The following is an 18,741-nucleotide window of genomic DNA, read 5'->3' as shown; positions in this document are numbered from 1 at the left end:
AGGATGGAGGCACGAAGGCGAGGACGGGGCACCGAACGGCCCTACGACGCGGATCCAGTGACTCCGGCGTGGATCCGAGAGGAGCGAGGAGATGCCAGAGTTCCTGGTGCAGATCACCACCACCGTCCCCGAGGGCGTCGGTGCGGACGAGGTCGGGCGCCGCCGAGCCGCCGAGGCCGTCCGCGCGGCGGAACTGGCCGCTTCCGGCCATCTGTACCGGCTGTGGCGTCCGGTCGGCGAGCTGCGCAGCATCGGCATCTGGCGGGCCGCCGACGAAGCCGAGCTGCACGAGAAGATACTCGGCACACTGCCGCTCCGGTCCTGGATGACCTTCACCGTCACCGCACTGGTGCCCCACCCCAACGACCCGGGCACGGTCGGCGCGGCGCAGTGACCGGCGCCTGTGCCGGGGCCATCGCCGTCACCCATGGCTGCGGCACCGAGGCCTTCATCAACCAAGATCTGCACCGCGTCAGAGGGATATCCACATGAGTTCGCCGGACCTGGACCTGTCGTCCGTTCGTCCGCACCGCACGCTGCACTCGCCGCGCGGCCACGCGGCCCAGGCCGCCGCGGCACTGGCGGCAGGCATGGGCGTCGGCCGCTTCGTCTACACCCCGATCCTGCCGCTGATGCACGCGCAGGCGGGGCTGTCCGCGAGTGCCGGTGCGAACCTGGCCACCGCCAACTATGTCGGCTATCTGATCGGCGCGCTGGCGGGCATCCTCGTCCCGGCACTGGTCCGCTCCCGTCTGCTCCTTCGCGTCTCCCTGGTGGTACTGACCGCCACTCTGGCGGGGATGCCCACCGTCCACAGCACCGGCGCGTGGCTTGCGCTCCGGCTGCTCGCCGGGATCACCAGCGCCCTGATCTTCGTCATCGCGGTCAACTCCCTCCTCGGCCACCTCAGGCAGCACCCCGCCCACCTCACCGGCTGGGCCTTCGGAGGCGTCGGCGCCGGGATCGCCCTGTCCGGTCTGGTCGTCCTCTTCCTGCGCGCGTTCGGCGACTGGCGCGCCGCCTGGTGGGCCTCGGCCGTGCTCTGCGCGCTCATGACCGTCGCCTGCTGGACCTTGCGTCCGGAGGAAACGCCCGCACCCTCCGGCGGCGGGGCGGGCTCGCATCCCAGGACACGGGTACACCGCTGGTTCAGCGCTCTGTTCGTCAGCTACACGCTGGAGGGCATCGGGTACATCGTCGCCGGCACCTTCCTCGTCGCCGCGATCGGACAAGGCTCCCCGGGCTGGGTCGGCAGTGGCGCCTGGGTGCTGGCCGGACTGGCCGCCGTGCCGTCCTCGGCGCTGTGGGCATGGTTCGGGCATCGCTGGTCCCGCCCCGGCCTGCTGCTCACCGCGCTGGTCATCCAGGCCGTCGGCATCGCCCTGCCCGCCGTCGTCGGCGGGGTGCCGGCCGCACTGGTCTCCGCGATCCTGTTCGGCGCGACGTTCATCGGCATCAGCACCCTCACCCTTGCCGCGGGCGCTCATCTGCGGTTCCCGCGGTCGGTCGCGCTGCTGACCGCCGGCTACTCGGTCGGCCAGATCCTCGGCCCGCTGGCCGTCACCCCCTTGCTCCACCACGGCTACCACCAGGCTCTGATCCTGGCCTCGGCGGTGGTCCTGGCCGGCGCGGTCGCCGCCGCCGTGCTCCGCGTCGGCTTCCCCCACGCGATGCCCGTCGTGGACCAGAGCCCTGCGGCACGATCTGCCGGGCGGGTGGGGCAGTGCGCACCGGTGTACGCCTGCCCCGTGCCGGACGAGGACGAGGCCTGAGGAGACCGGGCCCTCCCGGGCCGCCGCAGCCGCCGGGAGCAGTCGCGCAGGCGAAGATCGGGCCTCAGACGCCGGCCACGGCCTCCTGCGTCGGCCGTCCGCCGAGGAGGGCCAGGCAGTTGGGCCACAGGGGGCCGAGCCGGTCCGTGTTGTTGTACAGCTTGGCGAACATCACCTGGCCTTCCAGCTGGGCCACGACGGCGCGCGCCGCCTCACGGGTGTCGGCCACGCCGACCTCGCCGCGCTCACGGGCCTCGGCGATGACGGACTCCACCATGTCGACCTGTGCGTCGAAGATCTCCTGCAGCCGCTCGCGGACCGCCTCGGTCTGGTTGCTCAGCTCCAGAGTGAGGTTCCCGAACAGACAGCCCGCCACGGTGCCGCAGCCCAGCTGGACGGCACGCTGGCCGGCCTCCGTCTCCTCGAACAGCCGCCGCAACCGCCACAGTGGCTCCGCGTCACCGGTCAGGGCTTGTGTCCAGTCGCACTTCTGGGCCGCCCAGTGTTCGTCGACGACCGCGAGTGCGAGGGCCTCCTTGGACTCGAAGAAGTAGTAGAAACTCCCCTTGGGCACCCCGGCGGCCTTGCAAACCTCGGCCACGCCGAGCGCCGAGTACCCGCGCTCCTCGATCAGCGAGCGGGCGGCGTCCAGGATCTTTCGCCTGGCGTCAGAGGTACGTCCCACGACTTCAGCGTACGAAATAACCGACCGGTCGGCTATCTGCAGCGAGCGAATGCCCTCCTACCCGGTGGAGGAGACAGCCGACCTGCTCTGGCACTGGTTCGGCCCCACCGGCTGGCGCACCCTGCTGGTCGAGAGCGGCTGGTCCTGGGACCGTGCCGAGGACGTCCTCTATCGCACGGCGGTCGCCGCACTGCGCTGACACCGCTTGCGGGGCGGCGGCAAGACGGGGGCGACACGTCGCCTGTGCGGCACCAGGTCGACATCGTCTGACGTTGGCCGGGTGTCGGCTCCGCGCCGCCCGCGCTTCAACGGCGGAACTCATCAGAGGGGTGCGGTCGAGGCTCATGCAGTCCTGGACGCCGGCCCTGCGCGGTTTCGGTGCTCGGCGGGCCGACGGCCGCCATGGGTATCGAGGGTCTGCGTCCGGCGTGCGATCCACCACGGCTACGTGGCTGGTCAGCCGGCTCCTCACCCGCTTTGTCGGCCGATCACAGATCGAGGACGACCTCGGTGGTCGGCCTGCTGCAGCAGACCAGGACGGTCCCGGGCTCGGGGAGTTCGAGGGGTGGGGTGGTGTAGGTGATGTCGCCTGCGACGAGGTGGGTGATGCAGGTGTGGCACACGCCGGTGCGGCAGGACCAGCGGGTGGGGATGTCGCAGGCTTCGGCAAGATCGAGGAGGGTCGCGTGAGCGGGTGACCATGGAGTGGATATGCCGCTACGGGCGAAGGTGACGAGGGGCCCGGTTGCGGTGGGACCGGGTGGCTGGTGCGGCCGGATCCCAGCGGTGGCGGTCACGCCTGGGTTGATGGCGGGGAGAGCGGTGAACTGTTCCGTATGGATCTGCTGGGGGCGCAGACCCAGATCGCGCAGGAAGCCGGCGAGGTCGTCCATGAAGGCGGGCGGGCCGCACAGGTAGGCGTTGGCCTCGGCGGGGATGCCCATGGCCATGAGGGATGCAGCGGTCGGGCGGCCGTGAGTGATGTGGGGCTCGTCGGGACGTGGGGTTTCGCCGGTGTAGTAGATGTACTCGCGGGCGCCCGGAAGTTGGGTCAGAAGGGTATGAGTCTCGTCCGCGAAAGCGTGGTGGGCGCGGTCGTGGGCGGTGTGGATCCACCAGACGGCGCGCGGGTCTCGCGTGGCGGCGACTTGGTGGAGCATGGCGAGCACGGGTGTGGCACCGATCCCCGCGGAGATCAGCACGATCGGGCCGGGGTGTTCTTCCAGTACGAAGGTTCCGCGGGGGCTGGCGATGTCCACGAGGTCGCCGGGGTGGAGCCTCGCATGAATGTAGCCGCTGGCTTTCCCATGGGGTTCGCGCTTGACGCTGATGCGGTAGGTGTCGGCTGTGGGCGTGCAGGACAGGGAGTAGCTGCGCACTTCGGGGGCGGCATGGTCGATGGCCAGGCGGATGGAGAGGTACTGGCCGGGGCGGGCCTCGGGCAGGGGTGTGCCGTCGGTGGTGGTGAGGTAGAGGGACGAGACGGTGGGGGTCTCGGGGACGATGCGGGTGACGCGCATGGGCTTGAAGCCCGGCCATCCCGGTTCTTTGCCAGGCCGCTCGCCCGGCTGTCCCGGCTTCTGTGCAGGCTGCTCGGGCGCGGCGAGTTCGCGGAAGGACTGCTGCCATCCGGGACTGAGGGCGGGGATGTTCAGTGCTTTGCGCAGCTTCGCGGGGTCGCGGTCCGGGAGGTAGAGCAGCGCGTCGGCGTCGGCGACGCTGAGTTGTTCCGGTCCCTTGCGGGTGAGGGTGACGGCGTCACCGGCCTGCACGCGGCCTTCGGTGATCACTCGGAGGTAGAAACCCGGCCGGTCGTGGGCGACGAGCAAGGAAGCCATGGTGGGTTCGCCCAGGCGCATGCCGACCCGGTAGCAGGTGACGCGGGGCTGGGAGACTTCGAATTCCGCTTCGCCGATGCGGTACCGGTCACCGATGCATACTTCGTCGTCGGGCAGGCCGTCGACCGTGAAGTTCTCCCCGAAGATCCCGAAGGTCAGGTCGTCGCGTCCGAGCTGTTTTTGCCAGTACTGGTAGGACTGCAGCTGGTAGACGAGGACGGCTCGCATTTCTCCGCCGTGCCCGGCCAGATCTCCTTGACCGTCTCCGTCGACGTTCAGCCGCCGGACCATGCGGCAGCCCTGGACAGGGGCCTTCCAGGCTCCGGTGTGCACGGTCCTTCCCTGCCAGGGCACATCCTTGGGCAGTCCTACGTTGACGGACAACAGCGTCGCCATGGTGGACCTCCTGCGCGATGGTAGCCGGGACAGCCCCCCTCTCATGACGCTGTGCCTCGCAGAGAAGCGCGCTCAGCCGCACATCAGTCCCATCGTATGCGTGCCTTCTGACGGCAGGCCGTCAGAAGGCGGACCTGTCACTCCGCGTCAATGCATGCGGCTCGCCCTGCGAACGCTCAATCGCGCCTGACGCCCGTCCAAGTGGCGGGCTGGGAGCCCTTGCCTCCCAGCAGGGAGTAAACAGGTCGTAGTCCCGGTACGACTCGAAGGCGCACGATGAGCCCGGGCAAATCCGACGGTTCGCGGCCCGACCCCTGCAACGACCGGCGCGCCGACCGCTTCGGAGCATTCACCGACCAGCGCTCAACGGGGTACTGACGTCTGCGCCGCGCACGGCCCGGAGCCACCCGATGAACCACAAACGCCCCGGACGGGGCCCGACCACCGTGACGGTATTCGTCTTCACCCGAGGTGCGGCTCTTCGATGTGACCGGTCCCATCGAGGTGTTCGCTGCGGCCAACGAGTTCGCGGTCAGTGTCAGGTGCGGATCGCGTCCGAGAGGTACGGACGTGATCACCTCCGCCGGGACCCGCCTCGGCGCCGATGTGCGGGTCGATGATGTACAGAAGCCATGCGACGTCCTGCTGATCCCGGGGGTCCGGAATGGGAAACGCTGATCAAGGACGTCGCAGTCGATCTCGCCCGCTGTAGGCCACGGGCTGGATTCGCCGCAGAAGCCGCGCCCAGGTGCCGTCCGCCGACCACAGCCGGTGGCGTGGAAAACGAGCAGATCAAGTGACGTCACACGATCGGCCGGACGGCTCCTGGGTGTCCAGTCCCGGACCGAGGTGCTGGCGCATCAGCGACCGCGCGGTCGTCTCGGCGGCGGCGAACCTGGAGCGTCCTGCGTCGGTCAGGGTGGCCTCGACCGTCCTGCGGTCTCCGGCACGACGATGGCGATCAATCAGTCCGGCAGCCTGCAGACCCCTGAGGAGGTAGGACATCCGGTCCCCGGATTCCTGGAGGGACGCCGCCAGCTTGGCAACGGGCACAGATCCGCTCGCGGCCTCGGCGAGCGCGCCGAGAATGAGGTAGTCATGGAGCGACAGACCGTGCCGCACCCGCAACTCACCGTGCACGAGACCCAAGGTCCGCAGGACCCCTGGAAACTGCCACCGCGTGGTGTCCGACAAATCGTAGTCGATCATATTCCTTCCCAGGGGTCGGTTCTCCGGCCGCAAGCCCGCGGCCGCAGCATCACAACCAGATTCCATACGACGTCGATCCCGGGCCGGACGGACACGAAGCCCTCGGATCAGGACGGCGTCACCCGCCCGCACTCCGACTGTGCGACGACGGCAGGCAGCAGGCCGTCACCCGGCCGATGTCCTGATGTGAGGCCGTCGTGGCACGCCCGACCCTCCGTCTCCGCACTCCCGGCGTCCTAGCGTCGTCAGTGCGACGCGGTCGAACGGGTCGGTCTCCGCAACCTTTGCGAAGTCCTCGAACACCTGACACGCAGGCGGACGACCGCCGTAGCCGCGTCCGCCATCCCAAGGCTCCGCAGAGGAAAGAAGGCGTTCGCGCCATGGCGTCGCAATCAGACACCGCTCGAGCAGCGTCTCACGGGCTGGACTTCGGGCTCAACGAATGGGTCGTGGACGAGCAGCGGCGGCGTTACCTCCAGGACCCCGGCTCGGTCGACCAGACGTGGAGGGACTTCTTCGCCACCCTGGTGTCCCCGGCCGCCGCGGCCTCCCTGACCGCCTCAGCCCAACACCACAAGGCCACCGACGAGGCGGCGCTCAAGGCGGTACGGGTCGCCGCGCTCATCCACGCCTATCGTGTGCGCGGGCACCTGATGGCAGGCACGGACCCGCTCATGGCGCGGCCCGCCTTCGCACATCCGGAACTCGACATCGCCGCGTTCGGACTCAACGACGCGGACCGGGCGGAGGACTTCGCCGTGGACGGGTTCGCCGGGCGCGCCACGATGACACTCGACGAAGTGCTGGGCGCATTGCGGGAGTTCTACTGCTGCACCGCCGGGTTCGAGTACATGCACATCCAGGACGCCCGGGAACGCCGCTGGATCCAGCAACGCGTCGAGGGGCCGCAGCGCCGCCCGGACCGTGCCGGACAGCTGCGGATCCTCTACCGGTTGGGGGCCGCGGAGGCCTTCGAGACGTTCCTGCAGACCAAGTACGTGGGCCAGAAGCGGTACTCGCTCGAAGGCGGCGAGTCGGCCATCGTGCTGCTCGACGCCCTGTTGCTCCGCGCCATCGAAGACGGTGTCCAAGAAGCCGTCATCGGGATGGCGCACCGCGGCCGGCTCAACGTCCTGGCCAACATCATCGGCAAGTCCTACGGCCAGATCTTCGACGAGTTCGAGGACGCGGTGGACATCCGGTCGGTCCAGGGCTCGGGGGACGTGAAGTACCACCTCGGCGCGGAGGGCACCTACCGTGCCCTGGACGGCGGCACCATCGCCGTCTCGGTCGTGGCGAACCCCTCGCACCTGGAGATCGTGGGGCCGGTGGCCCAGGGCGTGGTGCGCGCCAAGCAGGACCTGGCCGGGGACCAGGGCGAGCCCTTCCCCGTACTGCCGGTCGTCCTCCACGGCGACGCTGCCTTCGCCGGCCAGGGCGTGGTCGCCGAGACCCTGAACATGTCGCAACTGCCGGGCTACCGCACGGGCGGGACGGTCCACGTGGTCGTCAACAACCAGGTCGGCTTCACCACCCTGCCCGCCAACGGCCGTTCGAGCACGTACGCCACCCATGTGGCACGGATGGTGGAGGCCCCGATCCTCCACGTCAACGGCGACGCCCCGGAAGCCGTCGACCGCGTCGCACGGATGGCCTTCGACTACCGCCAGACGTTCCACAAGGACGTCGTGGTCGATCTGGTCTGCTACCGGCGCCACGGGCACAGCGAGGTCGACGACCCGTCCATCACGCAGCCGATGATGTACGAACGCATCGACGCCAAGGCTTCGGTGCGCACGCTGTACGCCGCGGCCCTCATACGCCGCGGGGACATCGGCGAGCGGCAGGTGGACAGTGCCCGCCGCAACTACCAGGATCACCTCGAACGGGCCTTCGCCGAGACCCGGGCGCTGCCCGCTCCCGCACCGGCCGAAGACCTTCCTTGCGCCGACGCCGGACAGGCGGCCACCCAGCGCACGGCGACCGCGGTCGACGAGGCGAGGGCCCGTCAGGTCATCGCATCGCAGACCGACCTGCCGCAGGGCTTCACCGTGCACCCGCGTGTCCTGCCGCAGCTCCACCGGCGCACGGCGACGCTCGACACCGGCACCGTCGACTGGGCCACCGCGGAGACACTGGCGATCGGTTCGCTGCTGCTGGACGGCGTCCCGGTACGGCTGGCCGGACAGGACTCCCGGCGCGGCACCTTCGGCCAGCGCCACGCCGTACTGACCGACCGGCGCACCGGCGCGGAGCACACGCCGCTGGACTCCCTCAGCCCGCAGGCCGCGAGCTTCGCACCGTACGACTCGATGCTGTCCGAACTGGCAGCGCTGGCCTTCGAGTACGGCTATGCGCAGGCCCGTCCGGAGGCCCTGGTGCTGTGGGAGGCCCAGTTCGGTGACTTCGCCAACGGCGCGCAGACGGTCGTCGACGAGTACATCGCCTCGTCCGAGCAGAAGTGGGGCCAGCGCTCCGCAGTGACCATGCTGCTGCCCCACGGCCTGGAGGGCCAGGGCCCCGACCACTCCTCCGCCCGGATCGAACGCTTCCTGCAATTGTGCGCGCAGGACAACATGACCGTGGCCATGCCCTCCCTGCCGGGCAACTACTTCCATCTGCTCAGGCAGCAGGCGCTGGACGGCCGCAGGCCACTGGTGATCTTCACCCCGAAGTCGATGCTGCGGTCGAAGGCGGCCGTCTCCGCCCTGGCCGAGTTCACCCAGGGCGGCTTCCGCCCGGTCCTGCCGGACGACACGACGGACCCGGCCCGTGTCTCGCGCGTGCTGCTGTGCTCGGGCAAGGTCTTCTACGACCTCGACGCCCACCGGCACGCCGCGGGCTCGACCGACACGGCGATCGTCCGCGTGGAGCGCCTCTACCCGCTCCCCGACGAGGAACTCGCGGCGGAACTCGCCCGCTTCCCCGCGGCCGCGGACGTGCGGTGGGTGCAGGAGGAGCCGGAGAACCAGGGTGCGTGGTCGTTCGTCGCGCCGCGTCTGCACCGGCTGACCCGGCGCGCGGTGGAGTGCGTGAGCCGGCGCGAGGCGCCCGCGCCCGCGGCCGGCTCGGCCCGCCGGCACGGCGTGGAGCAGAAGGCTCTCGTGACATCGGCCTTCCAGTGATCAGCGGCTCGCGCGGTGCGCGTCGGCTGCCCACCGCGCGTATCCGTCGACACCACGGCAGCATCGAGGAGGAGCAGCGGCATGAGCCTGCTGGCGCGCATCAACCAGCCCGCGGACTTGAGGGGTCTGAGCCATCCAGAGCTGGTCCGGCTGGCCGGGGAGATCCGCGACTTCCTGGTCCGCCATGTCGCGGCCACGGGAGGCCATCTGGGGCCCAACCTCGGCGTCGTGGAACTGACCCTGGCGCTGCACCGGGTCTTCGACTCCCCGCGCGACCGGCTGCTGTGGGACGTCGGGCACCAGGCGTACGTCCACAAGATCGTGACGGGGCGGGCCGGTGAGTTCTCCGGCCTGCGGCAGCGTGGCGGGCTTTCCGGATGCCCGAGCCGGGAGGAGTCCACGCACGACCACATCGAGCACTCCCACGCATCGGTAGCCCTGTCGTACGCCGATGGCATGGCCAAGGCCGCACAGCTCGCAGGAGAGTCGGACCGGCACATCGTCGCCGTCGTCGGCGACGGAGCACTCACCGGAGGGCTGGCCTGGGAGGCCCTCAACAACATCGCGGCGGCACCTGACCGGCCGGTGGGATCGTCGTCAACGACAACGGACGCTCGTACGCACTGACCGTGGGCGGACTCGCCCGGCACCTGGCGGCCCTGCGCACCCACGCCGGCTACGAGCGTCTGGCCGGCTGGGGCAGACAGGCGCTCCACGGTGCCGGAGCGCCGGCCCGGGCGCCGCACCGCACCCTGCACGCGGCCAAGGAAGGCATCAAGGAGGGCCTGAAAGCGGGCCTCGCAGGGGGCAGCGCGGAGGCCGTGATGCCGCACTCACTCTTCTGCGAGCTGGGACTGCACTACCTCGGGCCCGTCGACGGCCACGACATCACCGCCCTGGAAGCAGCCCTGGAACGGGCCAAGACCCACGTGGCCCAGGGCCTGCAGGAAGCCGGCATCCGCACCCCGGTACGTGCCGTGGGCGTGGCGGACGGGTTTCTCCGGCAGGCCACCCGGGCCGAGATCCTCGCGGCAGCAGGCCTGACCGCTCAGGCGATCGCACACACCGTCACCCAGACCCTGGCCCGCGCGGCCGTCACCGCGGTACCCACCGGTCCCCGCACCGTCCCCGCACGCAAAAGGCAATGAATTTCGCATACCAGTAAAATGCTTCTACTGCGAAAGCGGCCGGAGGATGCTCATGTCCGAGATCATCTGCCGCAGAATCGACGAGCAGACGCCAAGCGAGGACGGCGAGGTCGGCGAGCGCGTGCTGGTCGACCGGGTCTGACCGGAAGGTCTGCGCCGGCAAGGCGCACCGCTCGACGAGTGGCTGCGGGAGGTCGCACCATCCATCGAGCTGCAGCGCTGGTACGGCCACCACCCCCAGCGGCTCGGTGAGTTCCGCCGCCGCTATCTCACCGAACTGGGCGATCAACGGCACAAATACGCAGCTGCCCGGCTTCGGGACCTGGCCCAATACCGCAGCCTCACCCTGCTGACCTGAACCCAGGACATGGACCACAGCCATACCGCGGTCCTGGCCGAATGGCTCACCGAACCCGGCTCTCACGATGAGCGGCGCCCGGATGCCGCCCTTCCCGAGCACGGACGTACCGCTCCCGGTTCCCGGCCGCCCGGCCACCGCGCGGCCGTCTCCGCCGCGGTGGCCAATCTCAACGCGGGCGCACTCGCGTTCGTGATGGGCACCGGCATCGTCTCCACGGCCTGTACGTCAACGGCGCCGACACCGCCTCCGCCGTACTGCTGTGGGTGGCCCTGGCCGGTTATGCCGTACTGGTGCCCGCCTACGGCTGGCGGCTGCTGCGCCGGCGCGAGCGGTTCGTCGCGGATCTCCTCGGGCCGCGTGCCTTCGCGTTCCTCACCCTCGCGATCTCCTCGAACGTGCTGGCTGCTCGCTTTGTGCCGGCCGGACACACCGCGGTCGCCGGGGCGTTCCTGGCGTTCGGGACGCTGGGGTGGGTGGTGCTGGACTACGGCATCCCGCTCGCGCTCATCACCACGCTGAAGCGGGGCCCCTCGCTCGACCAGGTGAACGGCACCTGGTTCCTGTGGTCGGTGGGATCGGAGTCGGTGGCGGTCGCGGCGGCATCGCTGGCCCGGGTGGCCCCGGGACACGCACTGGCCGTCCTGGCAGTGGTGTGCTGGGCCGGCCGTCGGCCTGATGCAGTACCTGCTGACCGCCGCGCTGGTCCTGGCCCGGCTGCTGGCCCGGCCGGTGCAGCCGGAGGGCCTCATGACGCCCGTATGGATCTTCATGGGGGCGGCGGCGATCGCCGTACTCGCCGGAGTCCGGCTGGTCGCTCTCCATCCCACGATGTTGTCGCGCCCGCTCGTCATCGGGACGTCCGTCGTCCTGTGGGCGTTCTCAAGCTGGCTGATTCCGCTCCTGCTGGCTCTGGGCGTTTGGCGGCACGCGCTGCGCCGTATCCCGCTGCGCTACGAGCTCGGCTGGTGGAACCTCGTCTTCCCGGTCGGCATGTATGCGGTCACCACGCATGAGCTGGGACGCGCGACCGCAACCTCGTGGATGACGAGCGCGGGCCGCTGGGAGGTCTGGATCGCCGTGGTGTTCTGGGCTGTCGTGTTCGCCTCCATGGTGGCAGCCAGACTCCGGGCCCGCCCCACGACCGCGCACGGATCCGTCGGTGCGGGGCAGACGGCCCGCCCGCAGAGCACGGCCTCGACGGCAATCGGGGAGCTGCCATAGGCACACGTTGCGGTGCGGCGCGAACCCGGCCGCCCGTCGGCAGACAGCCGGGTTCGCGCGACGCGTCCGTGTCATGCGGAGCGTTACACGGGCTCTGTCAGCGGCGGGCGCGCTCACGCTGCCGGACAGCATGGCGCAGGGAGTGCCAGGCGACCACCGCCCAGGCGGCGACGAGCAGGGCGTACAGGACGACGGCGATCCAGACGAACAGCTGCGAGCCGGTACGAGCAGCGAGCGCGCTCGTGCCGGTGACGCACGCACCGAGGGGGAAGATGAAGGACCACCAGGTGGCTGCGAAGGGCAGCCCTCTGCGGATTTCCCGTACGGTCAGCGCCGTGGCCAGTACCAGCCACAGCAGGGCGAAGCCCCAGATCCCGAGCCCACCCAGGAGCGCTACGACACCACTCCCGCGCGCGTACGGGGCGGGCAGCGCGCTCGGCGACGCCGTGGCCAGCGTCCCCAGCGCCGTCACCGCCTGATCCAGCGCCCCCACGCCGATCCACATCGTGGGCACCACCGCACCGCCGGGCGCGTCATGATGCACCAGGCGGCTGTAGACCATGGCCAGCACCAGCAGGACCGCGACCAACCCGAGCCCGAGCATCGAGTAGCAGCACAGCAGCAGGGCCAGCCGCACCTGCCCGGCCGGCGCCCGCGGGATGAGCAGCGCGCCCGTCGCGGCGGAGACCAGCGGCGGCACCACCGGTAGCAGCCAGCCGCCGAACGCCGCGTCCGGCGTGAAACGGTGCCGCGTGACCATGAGATACGGCACCGTGCAGGCGGTGGCAAGACCCAGCACCGTACCGGCCGACCACAGCACCCAGTCCGCATCCACCGCCGCACGCTCCCCGATCAGCCGCCGGCCGAGCAGCAGCGTCCCGGCCCCGACGGTGAGCAGAGCCATCGGCGGCGCCCCGAAGAACTGGGCCAGTACCGGATCACCGGCATGCACCCGCAGCGCCCGCTGCCCGGTATAGCTGACGGCAAGCACGATCAGCAGCAGCGCGGTCCCCGCCCAGACCACCGTGGCGGCCCCGCCGAGCCCGGGGAAACCGCGCGGCAGGGTGGCGGCCGCGACGGCGACGATCCCGCTGCCCATGACGGCGGCGAACCAGCCGGGACCGAGCCGGCCACGCTCCCTGCCGTTCGCCTCGTCCGGCTGGTCACGTACAAGCACGGATGATCTCGGGGCCGAGCCGACCGCGGACGCTCTCGGGGCCGGGCCGACCTGGGACGGGACCGCTCGGCTGGTACTGGGGTGGGGTGTCACGGCGCGGAGTGCCTTCTCTCGGGGTGTCGGATTCGTCACCGTCCACGACCAGCCACGGTGACGGGCCGGCCGACTGGCCGGGCCACACCCAGCAGCTCAGGGACGCGGCCGAGACCGTCGGCCCGTTGGCGCACTCGACGCTATGGCGAAGCGCGGCTCCCGCCACAGAACAGCACGCGCCATGACGCCCTCACACCAGGACATCGAGCACCGTGCAGGCCCGTTGCCGGGTGCCGGCCCGATGCCCCGATGTCCTTGTCCGAGCGTGTTGTGGCCACACCTGTGGCCATGACGAGACGGCAAGCGACCGCTGAACACGGGCGAGGCGCCGAAGCCCGATGCCTCGTTCCACACCACGGAAGGCAGCAGCATGCCGCAGGGACGCGGACGACAATCGGCACAGGAGCGGCAGAGCATCGCCGGGCGGATGATGGTGTCCTCCGATGTGGGCCCCAGTCCGTCCGGGAGGCGCACGATGAAGGACAGGCCGTCAGGCAGGAAGCCGCTCCTGGTGACCGTGCTGGTCTTCCCCGGCGTACGGCTCCTCGACGTCACCGGCCCGATCGAGGTGTTCACGACAGCCAACGAATTCGGCGGCCGCTACCGCGTACGCACGGTCTCCCCTGACGGCGCCGACGTGGTCACCGCAGCCGGCACCGGATTGCGCGTCGACCTCGCTGCCACGCAGGTACAGGCGGCCAGTGATGTGGTCGTCATCCCCGGCGGCCCGGAGTGGCCCTCCCTCATCAAGGACGACGCGCTGCTGGACGCCATGAGAGGGCTCGACGCACGCGGCTGCCGCACGGCGTCCATCTGCACCGGCGCCTTCCTCCTCGCCGCGGCCGGACTGCTCGACGGACGCAAGGCGACAACGCACTGGCGCTTCGCCGACCAGCTCGCCCTGCGCTACCCGAAGGTGACCGTGGAAGCGGACGCCCTGTTCGTACGCGACGGTCACATCATGACCTCCGCAGGCGTCACCTCGGGCATCGATCTCTCGCTCGCCCTGGTCGAGGAGCACCTCGGCGCCGACGTCGCCCGCGCCGTGGCCAAGGACATGGTCGTGTTCATGCAGCGGCCGGGCGGCCAGTCCCAGTTCAGTGTCCGCACCCACACCCCGCGCGCGAGACAGCAGATGCTGCGCCGGGTCCTGGACGCGGTCGCCGAGGACCCGTCCGCCCCGCACACCCTTGCCGCCATGGCGCGCCGGGCAGGTGTGAGCACCCGCCACATGACACGTCTGTTCCACGACGAGATGCACACGACCCCGGCCCGCTACGTCGAGCAGGTCCGCATGGAGGCCGCCCAGGCGATGCTGGAAGACAGCGACGACCCCATGGCCACGGTGGCCCGGCGCACCGGCTTCGGGTCACCGGAGTCCCTGCGTCGGGCCTTCACTCGCAACCTCGGGATCACCCCGGGGGCCTACCGGGCACGCTTCCGCACCACGCACACCGGAGTCGACGGCAAGGGCGCCTGAGCCCTGGAGGTCGGCGAGCACAGACAATCGCCGAAATCCGACAGGCCGGCCGTGCCGGACGAGGCCAGTCAGGCCTCCTCGACAGTCTGTCCCAAGCACCGGCTCTGCGAGCGCGGCCCGCCACGTGGGCGCGCTGAAAGGACCGGCGAAGTACTGCGTCTCGTGCACGACCTGCTGGTCGGCGAATTCCATGACGCTCGCCGAGTACGAAGGCGCACCGTCGTAGATGGTGGCGCATTCGCTCACCCATACATGCGCGTGGCCGGTGACGCGCAGGAGGGTGAAGCGCCGGTCGGCCGGATGCCCGCCGCGTTGTCTCGCGGCCCCGGAAACGTTCGCCCGACTGCGGATAGTCCAGCATCGCGTCCGCAGCCTGGATCGCGTGCTCGGCCTCGATGTCACCTCGTCCGGAAGCGTGTTCCTTCCTCCAACGGCCTGGTGGGCGTTCGGCTCGAAGGTCCGTATCCGAGTGCCTCACGGCAGTTTCTCGGGCCATGGGGCGACGCAAGGAGAGCGCTGGGACGGTGGGGCGTCGGATCCGGCGTCCCGGAATCTCGACAGGAGGCAGCGGCTTGGCAGAGAACCGGACGGTCCCGGGCGTGGCCGGGACCGATCACGAGCAGTTGCGGGCGTTCGATGAGCCGGGCGCTGCGTCGGCAGGGCGGTCCGCCTTGCGCGAGCACTTCTTCGACCGGCCCGCCCTCGAGGTGGCTCCCGAACTCCTGGGGGTTCTCGTGGTCTCGCGCTCGCAGCGCGGCGTGACGGCGGTGCGCATCACCGAGGTGGAGGCGTACGAGGGGCCCGATGACCCGGCCTCGCACGCGTTCCGGGGCCCGAACCGGACCAATCGAGCGGAGTTCGGGGCCCCGGGGACCTTCTATGTGTACCGGACGCACGCGGTGCACCGGTGCCTGAACGCCGTCTGCGGACCCGGGCGGCGTCCCGCTTCGGTGCTGCTCCGCGCCGGCACCGTCGTGGAGGGAGCAGACGTCGCGCAAGAACGCCGGGGGCCCGGGGTACGGGCGCGCGATCTGGCGCGCGGCCCGGCCAACCTCGCGCGAGCGTTGGGCATCGCCGATCTGCATCATGACGGGCAGTCAGCATGCGACGGGGCAGCGGAGTTGTTCCTCGCGGAACCCGCCGGGAGCGTCTCGTCCGCGCGGGTCGGTCGAGGGCCGCGGACGGGGGTGGGCGGTCCTGCTGCTTTGTACCCCTGGCGCTTCTGGATGCTGGGTGAGTCGAGCGTCAGCGCCTATCGGGCGCACCCGGGGTCCCGCCAACCGAGGAGGGCGAAGGGCTGACCCTCCCGCCGGCCTGGGACATCACGAGTGCCGGCGCCGCTCCCCGGAGGCGGCGGCACCCGGAGGTGCTTCAGCCTCGCTCCGGTACCGGCGCCGGGGTCTGCGACGAACCCGCAGCGAAGACCGAATGTGCGCCTTCGCTGTCCTTATCCGCGGCCACGCACACCTGGCGCCTGCGAGTTGAAAACCTCAGGAAATGTCCGTTGGGCCGGGCCCGCTTGCTGCCTCTCCTCCTGAGACGGCGTCCGCGGGGACGGCGGCGGCCCGAACGTATAGAAGGCGATCAGTGATGACTCCGATCAGTCCCACTCCCGAACCGGATCCGCGCAGGTGGCGCGCGCTCGGGATCATCTGCCTCGTGCAGGTGATGCTGCTCCTCGATGTGACCGTGGTCAATGTCGCGCTTCCCCCCATCCAGCACGATCTCGGCTTCACGACCACGGGCCTGGCATGGGTCGTCAACGGCTACACCGTCACCTACGGTGGGCTGCTGATGCTTGGCGGACGCCTGGGTGATCTGCTCGGCCGCAGACGCCTCTTCCTGACCGGCTTGGCGATCTTCGCGCTGGCGTCGGCGAGCGCGGGAGTGGCCCAGCAAGCCGGTGTACTGATCGCCGGCCGCTTCGTACAGGGCGTCGGTGCGGCACTCGTCAGCCCGGCAGCCCTGTCCCTGGTGACGCTGCTGTTCACACAGCGGCAGGAAAGGGCACGGGCCATGGCCATCTGGAGCGGCCTGGCCGGAGTTGGGGTAGCCCTGGGAGTCGTGCTCTCGGGCGTCCTGACCACCATCGCCTCCTGGCGTTGGATATTCTTCATCAATCTGCCCATCGCCGCGTTCGCGTTTTTCGCCACTTTCAAGCTCGTCTCCGAAAGCCGGGCCACCAAGCGCGGTCGGCCTGACGTCCTCGGCGCCGTCACGGTCACCCTCGGTCTGCTCCTGGTCGTGTTCGGCCTCCTGGAAAAGGACAGTCACGTATGGTTCTCGGTCCCCGTCCTGGGTTGCGTCGGGATCGGTGTGCTCTGCCTGATCGGCTTCGTGCTGGTGGAGGCTCGCGTGGCCCAGCCCCTGGTGCCCCTCGCATTCCTGCGCTCACGTAACCGGAGCATCGCCAACATCGTGCGCATCTGCTACTACGTCGGGTTCGCCACCCTTTTCTTCTCACTGAGCCTGTATGTCCAGCGCATACTGCACTTTTCCGCGCTGGCGACCGGATTCGCCTTTGTACCCTTCGGGTTGGTCATTCTCTTCAGCGCCACCGTGATGGCACCACGCCTCCTTCCCCGGTTCGGCCTGCGGGCCCTGAACGGAGGAGGGCTTGCGGTCACCACGGTCGGCTACGTTCTCCTTGCCGGCCTCAGCAGCCACGGCACCTATGTGGCCGACGTACTGCCCGGACTGATCCTCGTGCCGCTGGGAGGCGGCCTCGTCCTCGTCGGATCCACTGTCGCCGGAGTGGACGGCGCCACCGGTGAGGACGCGGGCATCGCCACCAGCATGAACAATGCGTCCATGCAGATCGGCAGCGCCATCGGTCTGGCGGCCCTGGTCTCACTGGGCACCGGCCACGCCGCCGTGCTGCAGCGTGCGGGCGCCGACCAGGTGACCGCCGCCGCGCACGGTTACGCCTTCAGCTTCACCATCGCCGCCGGCATGACGGCCTTCGGTGCGTTCCTCGGCTTCGCCGGAATCCACCCGACACCGGCCGAGACTCCGACGGTGAGGACCAACGCCAAGGAGCGCGTGGTCTGACGTGCCGCCGGCGGCGAAAGCGAGAGTCCGCGGCCGCGGCGGGCCTGGCCAAACGGTGCTGCCGCTGCGCGTCAGGGGACATAGTGGGCCTGCCCGAAGAGGCCGAGTGTGCACCAACTGTTCGTGCGACGGCGGCATTGCCGGGTCTGAGCTTCCATCGCCCGCCTTCCCTGCCCCTCCCGTGGACGCCTCAGGCCGGTCATCCGGCATGACCCTGTTCTTCTCGAACTCCGCTCCGCCATAGCCATCCCCCGGCTCGACCGTCCGGCAGGCGGGTCTCCACCAGAACACGCTAGTGGATGACGTGCGGGTTCCCCGAGGGCCGTCGAGAGCGGTGAAGGTGCTCGTCAGCAGGTCAGCGGCGTACGTAGCTCTCGTCTTTCGATCTGCAGGAATTTGCGAGTAACTGGGAGAAGTTCGCTGAGACTCCAGTAATCTCTGTGCCTGTATCAGATTCCGAAGGTCGCACCCTCAGTCTCGTGCCGCCGCCACGTGCCGCGGAGGAGGGCTCAGGTCCGATCGAGACCGGTTTGGCGGATGTCGTCACTCTTCAACGGCGCCGCCAAGCCCGGATGTCTGCCGAGGACGTAGAGAGCTTCTTCGTCGATGCGCTCACCGAGTACCAGTGGGCTCGGGACTCGGCCGGACTGGCCCCGTCGACGATCGACCAGCTGATCAAGCCGGTCATCGAGGTCTGCGACTTCTACGGCACCGTGCCGTGGCATCTGACCCCGCGCGAGGTCGACAAGTACTTCGCCGGTCCGGGGAAGCGCGCACACAACACGCACCGGCAGAAGCTCAACCACATCGACGCGTTCTTCGCCTTCCTCGAACAGCGCTACGCCCACGAGATCATGATGCGGTTCGGGGCAGCGGTGGAGTCACCGGTCGACCCGTTCAACAGGCCCGTCCACCGTGGGGACTTCGGGCTGCGGATCCCGCCCTCGCAGACGGCGATGAAGGAGTTCTTCGCGCGCTGGCGGGAGCAGTTGCCGTACGCCCGGAAGTACGCAGTGGCCTGCCGCGACTACGTCATGGCGACGTATCACTCGACCATGATCCACTACTCAAGATCATTTGAAGACAGACCCTAGCTTGACTCTGTCGGGGATCTTGGAGTTTCCCGGTGCAGCGACATGACCGACGGGCATGATCGGGGCTGTTCCGCAGGCCGATATAGCTCTT

Annotated in this window: 13 protein-coding genes and 3 pseudogenes; 12 read left to right on the top strand and 4 right to left on the bottom strand. The window is 69.8% G+C overall.

From position 1 onward, the window contains the following. The first annotated feature begins 91 nt into the window (after positions 1-91). The gene (locus ACZ5NH_RS17830) at positions 92-394 is read left to right on the top strand and encodes a muconolactone Delta-isomerase family protein (RefSeq protein ID WP_361232394.1); all 303 of its coding nucleotides are present in this window, start codon (positions 92-94) and stop codon (positions 392-394) included. 94 nt (positions 395-488) lie between these two features. Beyond that, positions 489-1,772 carry a YbfB/YjiJ family MFS transporter gene (locus tag ACZ5NH_RS17825; protein WP_468776252.1) on the top strand — a complete coding sequence of 428 codons (1,284 nt, stop codon included), beginning with the start codon at positions 489-491 and terminating at the stop codon, positions 1,770-1,772. A gap of 64 nt (positions 1,773-1,836) precedes the next feature. On the opposite strand, the gene ACZ5NH_RS17820 is transcribed toward ACZ5NH_RS17825, so the two are convergent. Beyond that, complete coding sequence (locus ACZ5NH_RS17820; protein WP_468776250.1) at positions 1,837-2,457, bottom strand: TetR/AcrR family transcriptional regulator; 621 nt, start codon at positions 2,455-2,457, stop codon at positions 1,837-1,839. Positions 2,458-2,506: 49 nt separating this feature from the next. Between ACZ5NH_RS17820 and ACZ5NH_RS17815 the strand changes: the two genes are divergently transcribed. Further along, on the top strand, positions 2,507-2,656 hold the full coding sequence (locus ACZ5NH_RS17815) for a hypothetical protein (protein WP_468776248.1): 150 nt from the start codon (positions 2,507-2,509) through the stop codon (positions 2,654-2,656). A 289-nt stretch (positions 2,657-2,945) separates the two neighbouring features. Here the strand turns inward: ACZ5NH_RS17815 and ACZ5NH_RS17810 are convergent, their stop codons facing one another. Both ACZ5NH_RS17810 and ACZ5NH_RS17805 read right to left on the bottom strand, forming a co-directional pair. After that, positions 2,946-4,691: an MOSC domain-containing protein gene (locus ACZ5NH_RS17810; RefSeq protein WP_468776245.1), complete on the bottom strand. Its 1,746-nt coding sequence runs from the start codon at positions 4,689-4,691 to the stop codon at positions 2,946-2,948. Positions 4,692-5,483: 792 nt separating this feature from the next. Then, positions 5,484-5,900, bottom strand: coding sequence for a MarR family winged helix-turn-helix transcriptional regulator (locus ACZ5NH_RS17805; RefSeq protein WP_468776242.1), 417 nt, complete (start codon positions 5,898-5,900; stop codon positions 5,484-5,486). Between the two features lie 380 nt (positions 5,901-6,280). Between ACZ5NH_RS17805 and ACZ5NH_RS17800 the strand changes: the two genes are divergently transcribed. From ACZ5NH_RS17800 to ACZ5NH_RS17780, 5 genes and pseudogenes are all read left to right on the top strand, one after another. Continuing rightward, entirely contained in the window at positions 6,281-9,025 is a 2,745-nt protein-coding gene (locus ACZ5NH_RS17800; protein WP_468776240.1) for a multifunctional oxoglutarate decarboxylase/oxoglutarate dehydrogenase thiamine pyrophosphate-binding subunit/dihydrolipoyllysine-residue succinyltransferase subunit, read from the top strand. An 81-nt stretch (positions 9,026-9,106) separates the two neighbouring features. Continuing rightward, positions 9,107-9,948: pseudogene (locus tag ACZ5NH_RS17795) on the top strand (1-deoxy-D-xylulose-5-phosphate synthase N-terminal domain-containing protein); the annotation flags it as partial. A 376-nt stretch (positions 9,949-10,324) separates the two neighbouring features. Next, positions 10,325-10,531 (top strand): DUF488 domain-containing protein, encoded by a 207-nt coding sequence (locus tag ACZ5NH_RS17790; RefSeq protein ID WP_451552615.1) that lies wholly within the window; start codon positions 10,325-10,327, stop codon positions 10,529-10,531. A gap of 266 nt (positions 10,532-10,797) precedes the next feature. After that, positions 10,798-11,136, top strand: a pseudogene (locus ACZ5NH_RS17785) (SLAC1 family transporter); the annotation flags it as partial. A 73-nt stretch (positions 11,137-11,209) separates the two neighbouring features. Beyond that, positions 11,210-11,755 carry an SLAC1 family transporter gene (locus tag ACZ5NH_RS17780; RefSeq protein WP_468776237.1) on the top strand — a complete coding sequence of 182 codons (546 nt, stop codon included), beginning with the start codon at positions 11,210-11,212 and terminating at the stop codon, positions 11,753-11,755. 97 nt (positions 11,756-11,852) lie between these two features. Here ACZ5NH_RS17780 and ACZ5NH_RS17775 read toward each other — a convergent pair whose 3' ends face one another. Then, positions 11,853-12,932, bottom strand: coding sequence for a TDT family transporter (locus tag ACZ5NH_RS17775; RefSeq protein WP_468776234.1), 1,080 nt, complete (start codon positions 12,930-12,932; stop codon positions 11,853-11,855). A gap of 568 nt (positions 12,933-13,500) precedes the next feature. Between ACZ5NH_RS17775 and ACZ5NH_RS17770 the strand changes: the two genes are divergently transcribed. From ACZ5NH_RS17770 to ACZ5NH_RS17755, 4 genes and pseudogenes are all read left to right on the top strand, one after another. Further along, on the top strand, positions 13,501-14,505 hold the full coding sequence (locus tag ACZ5NH_RS17770) for a GlxA family transcriptional regulator (protein WP_468776232.1): 1,005 nt from the start codon (positions 13,501-13,503) through the stop codon (positions 14,503-14,505). 572 nt (positions 14,506-15,077) lie between these two features. Further along, positions 15,078-15,806, top strand: coding sequence for a DNA-3-methyladenine glycosylase (locus ACZ5NH_RS17765; RefSeq protein ID WP_468776230.1), 729 nt, complete (start codon positions 15,078-15,080; stop codon positions 15,804-15,806). 358 nt (positions 15,807-16,164) lie between these two features. Then, entirely contained in the window at positions 16,165-17,556 is a 1,392-nt protein-coding gene (locus ACZ5NH_RS17760; RefSeq protein ID WP_468776227.1) for an MFS transporter, read from the top strand. 572 nt (positions 17,557-18,128) lie between these two features. Continuing rightward, a pseudogene (locus ACZ5NH_RS17755) lies at positions 18,129-18,593 on the top strand (site-specific integrase); the annotation flags it as partial. Positions 18,594-18,741: the final 148 nt, after the last annotated feature.

This window comes from Streptomyces sp. NPDC031426, from assembly GCF_055581585.1.
Note: the sequence above shows the minus strand (reverse complement) of the source record. Positions and strands in the feature narration are given on the sequence as shown.

Bases quoted from the DNA above. Each gene is read 5' to 3' on its own strand.
- ACZ5NH_RS17825 (WP_468776252.1), top strand. From the start codon at position 489: ATGAGTTCGCCGGACCTGGACCTGTCGTCCGTTCGTCCGCACCGCACG.
- ACZ5NH_RS17830 (WP_361232394.1), top strand. From the start codon at position 92: ATGCCAGAGTTCCTGGTGCAGATCACCACCACCGTCCCCGAGGGCGTC.
- ACZ5NH_RS17805 (WP_468776242.1), bottom strand. From the start codon at position 5,900: ATGATCGACTACGATTTGTCGGACACCACGCGGTGGCAGTTTCCAGGG.
- ACZ5NH_RS17800 (WP_468776240.1), top strand. From the start codon at position 6,281: ATGGCGTCGCAATCAGACACCGCTCGAGCAGCGTCTCACGGGCTGGAC.
- ACZ5NH_RS17770 (WP_468776232.1), top strand. From the start codon at position 13,501: ATGAAGGACAGGCCGTCAGGCAGGAAGCCGCTCCTGGTGACCGTGCTG.
- ACZ5NH_RS17810 (WP_468776245.1), bottom strand. From the start codon at position 4,691: ATGGCGACGCTGTTGTCCGTCAACGTAGGACTGCCCAAGGATGTGCCC.
- ACZ5NH_RS17780 (WP_468776237.1), top strand. From the start codon at position 11,210: ATGCAGTACCTGCTGACCGCCGCGCTGGTCCTGGCCCGGCTGCTGGCC.
- ACZ5NH_RS17815 (WP_468776248.1), top strand. From the start codon at position 2,507: ATGCCCTCCTACCCGGTGGAGGAGACAGCCGACCTGCTCTGGCACTGG.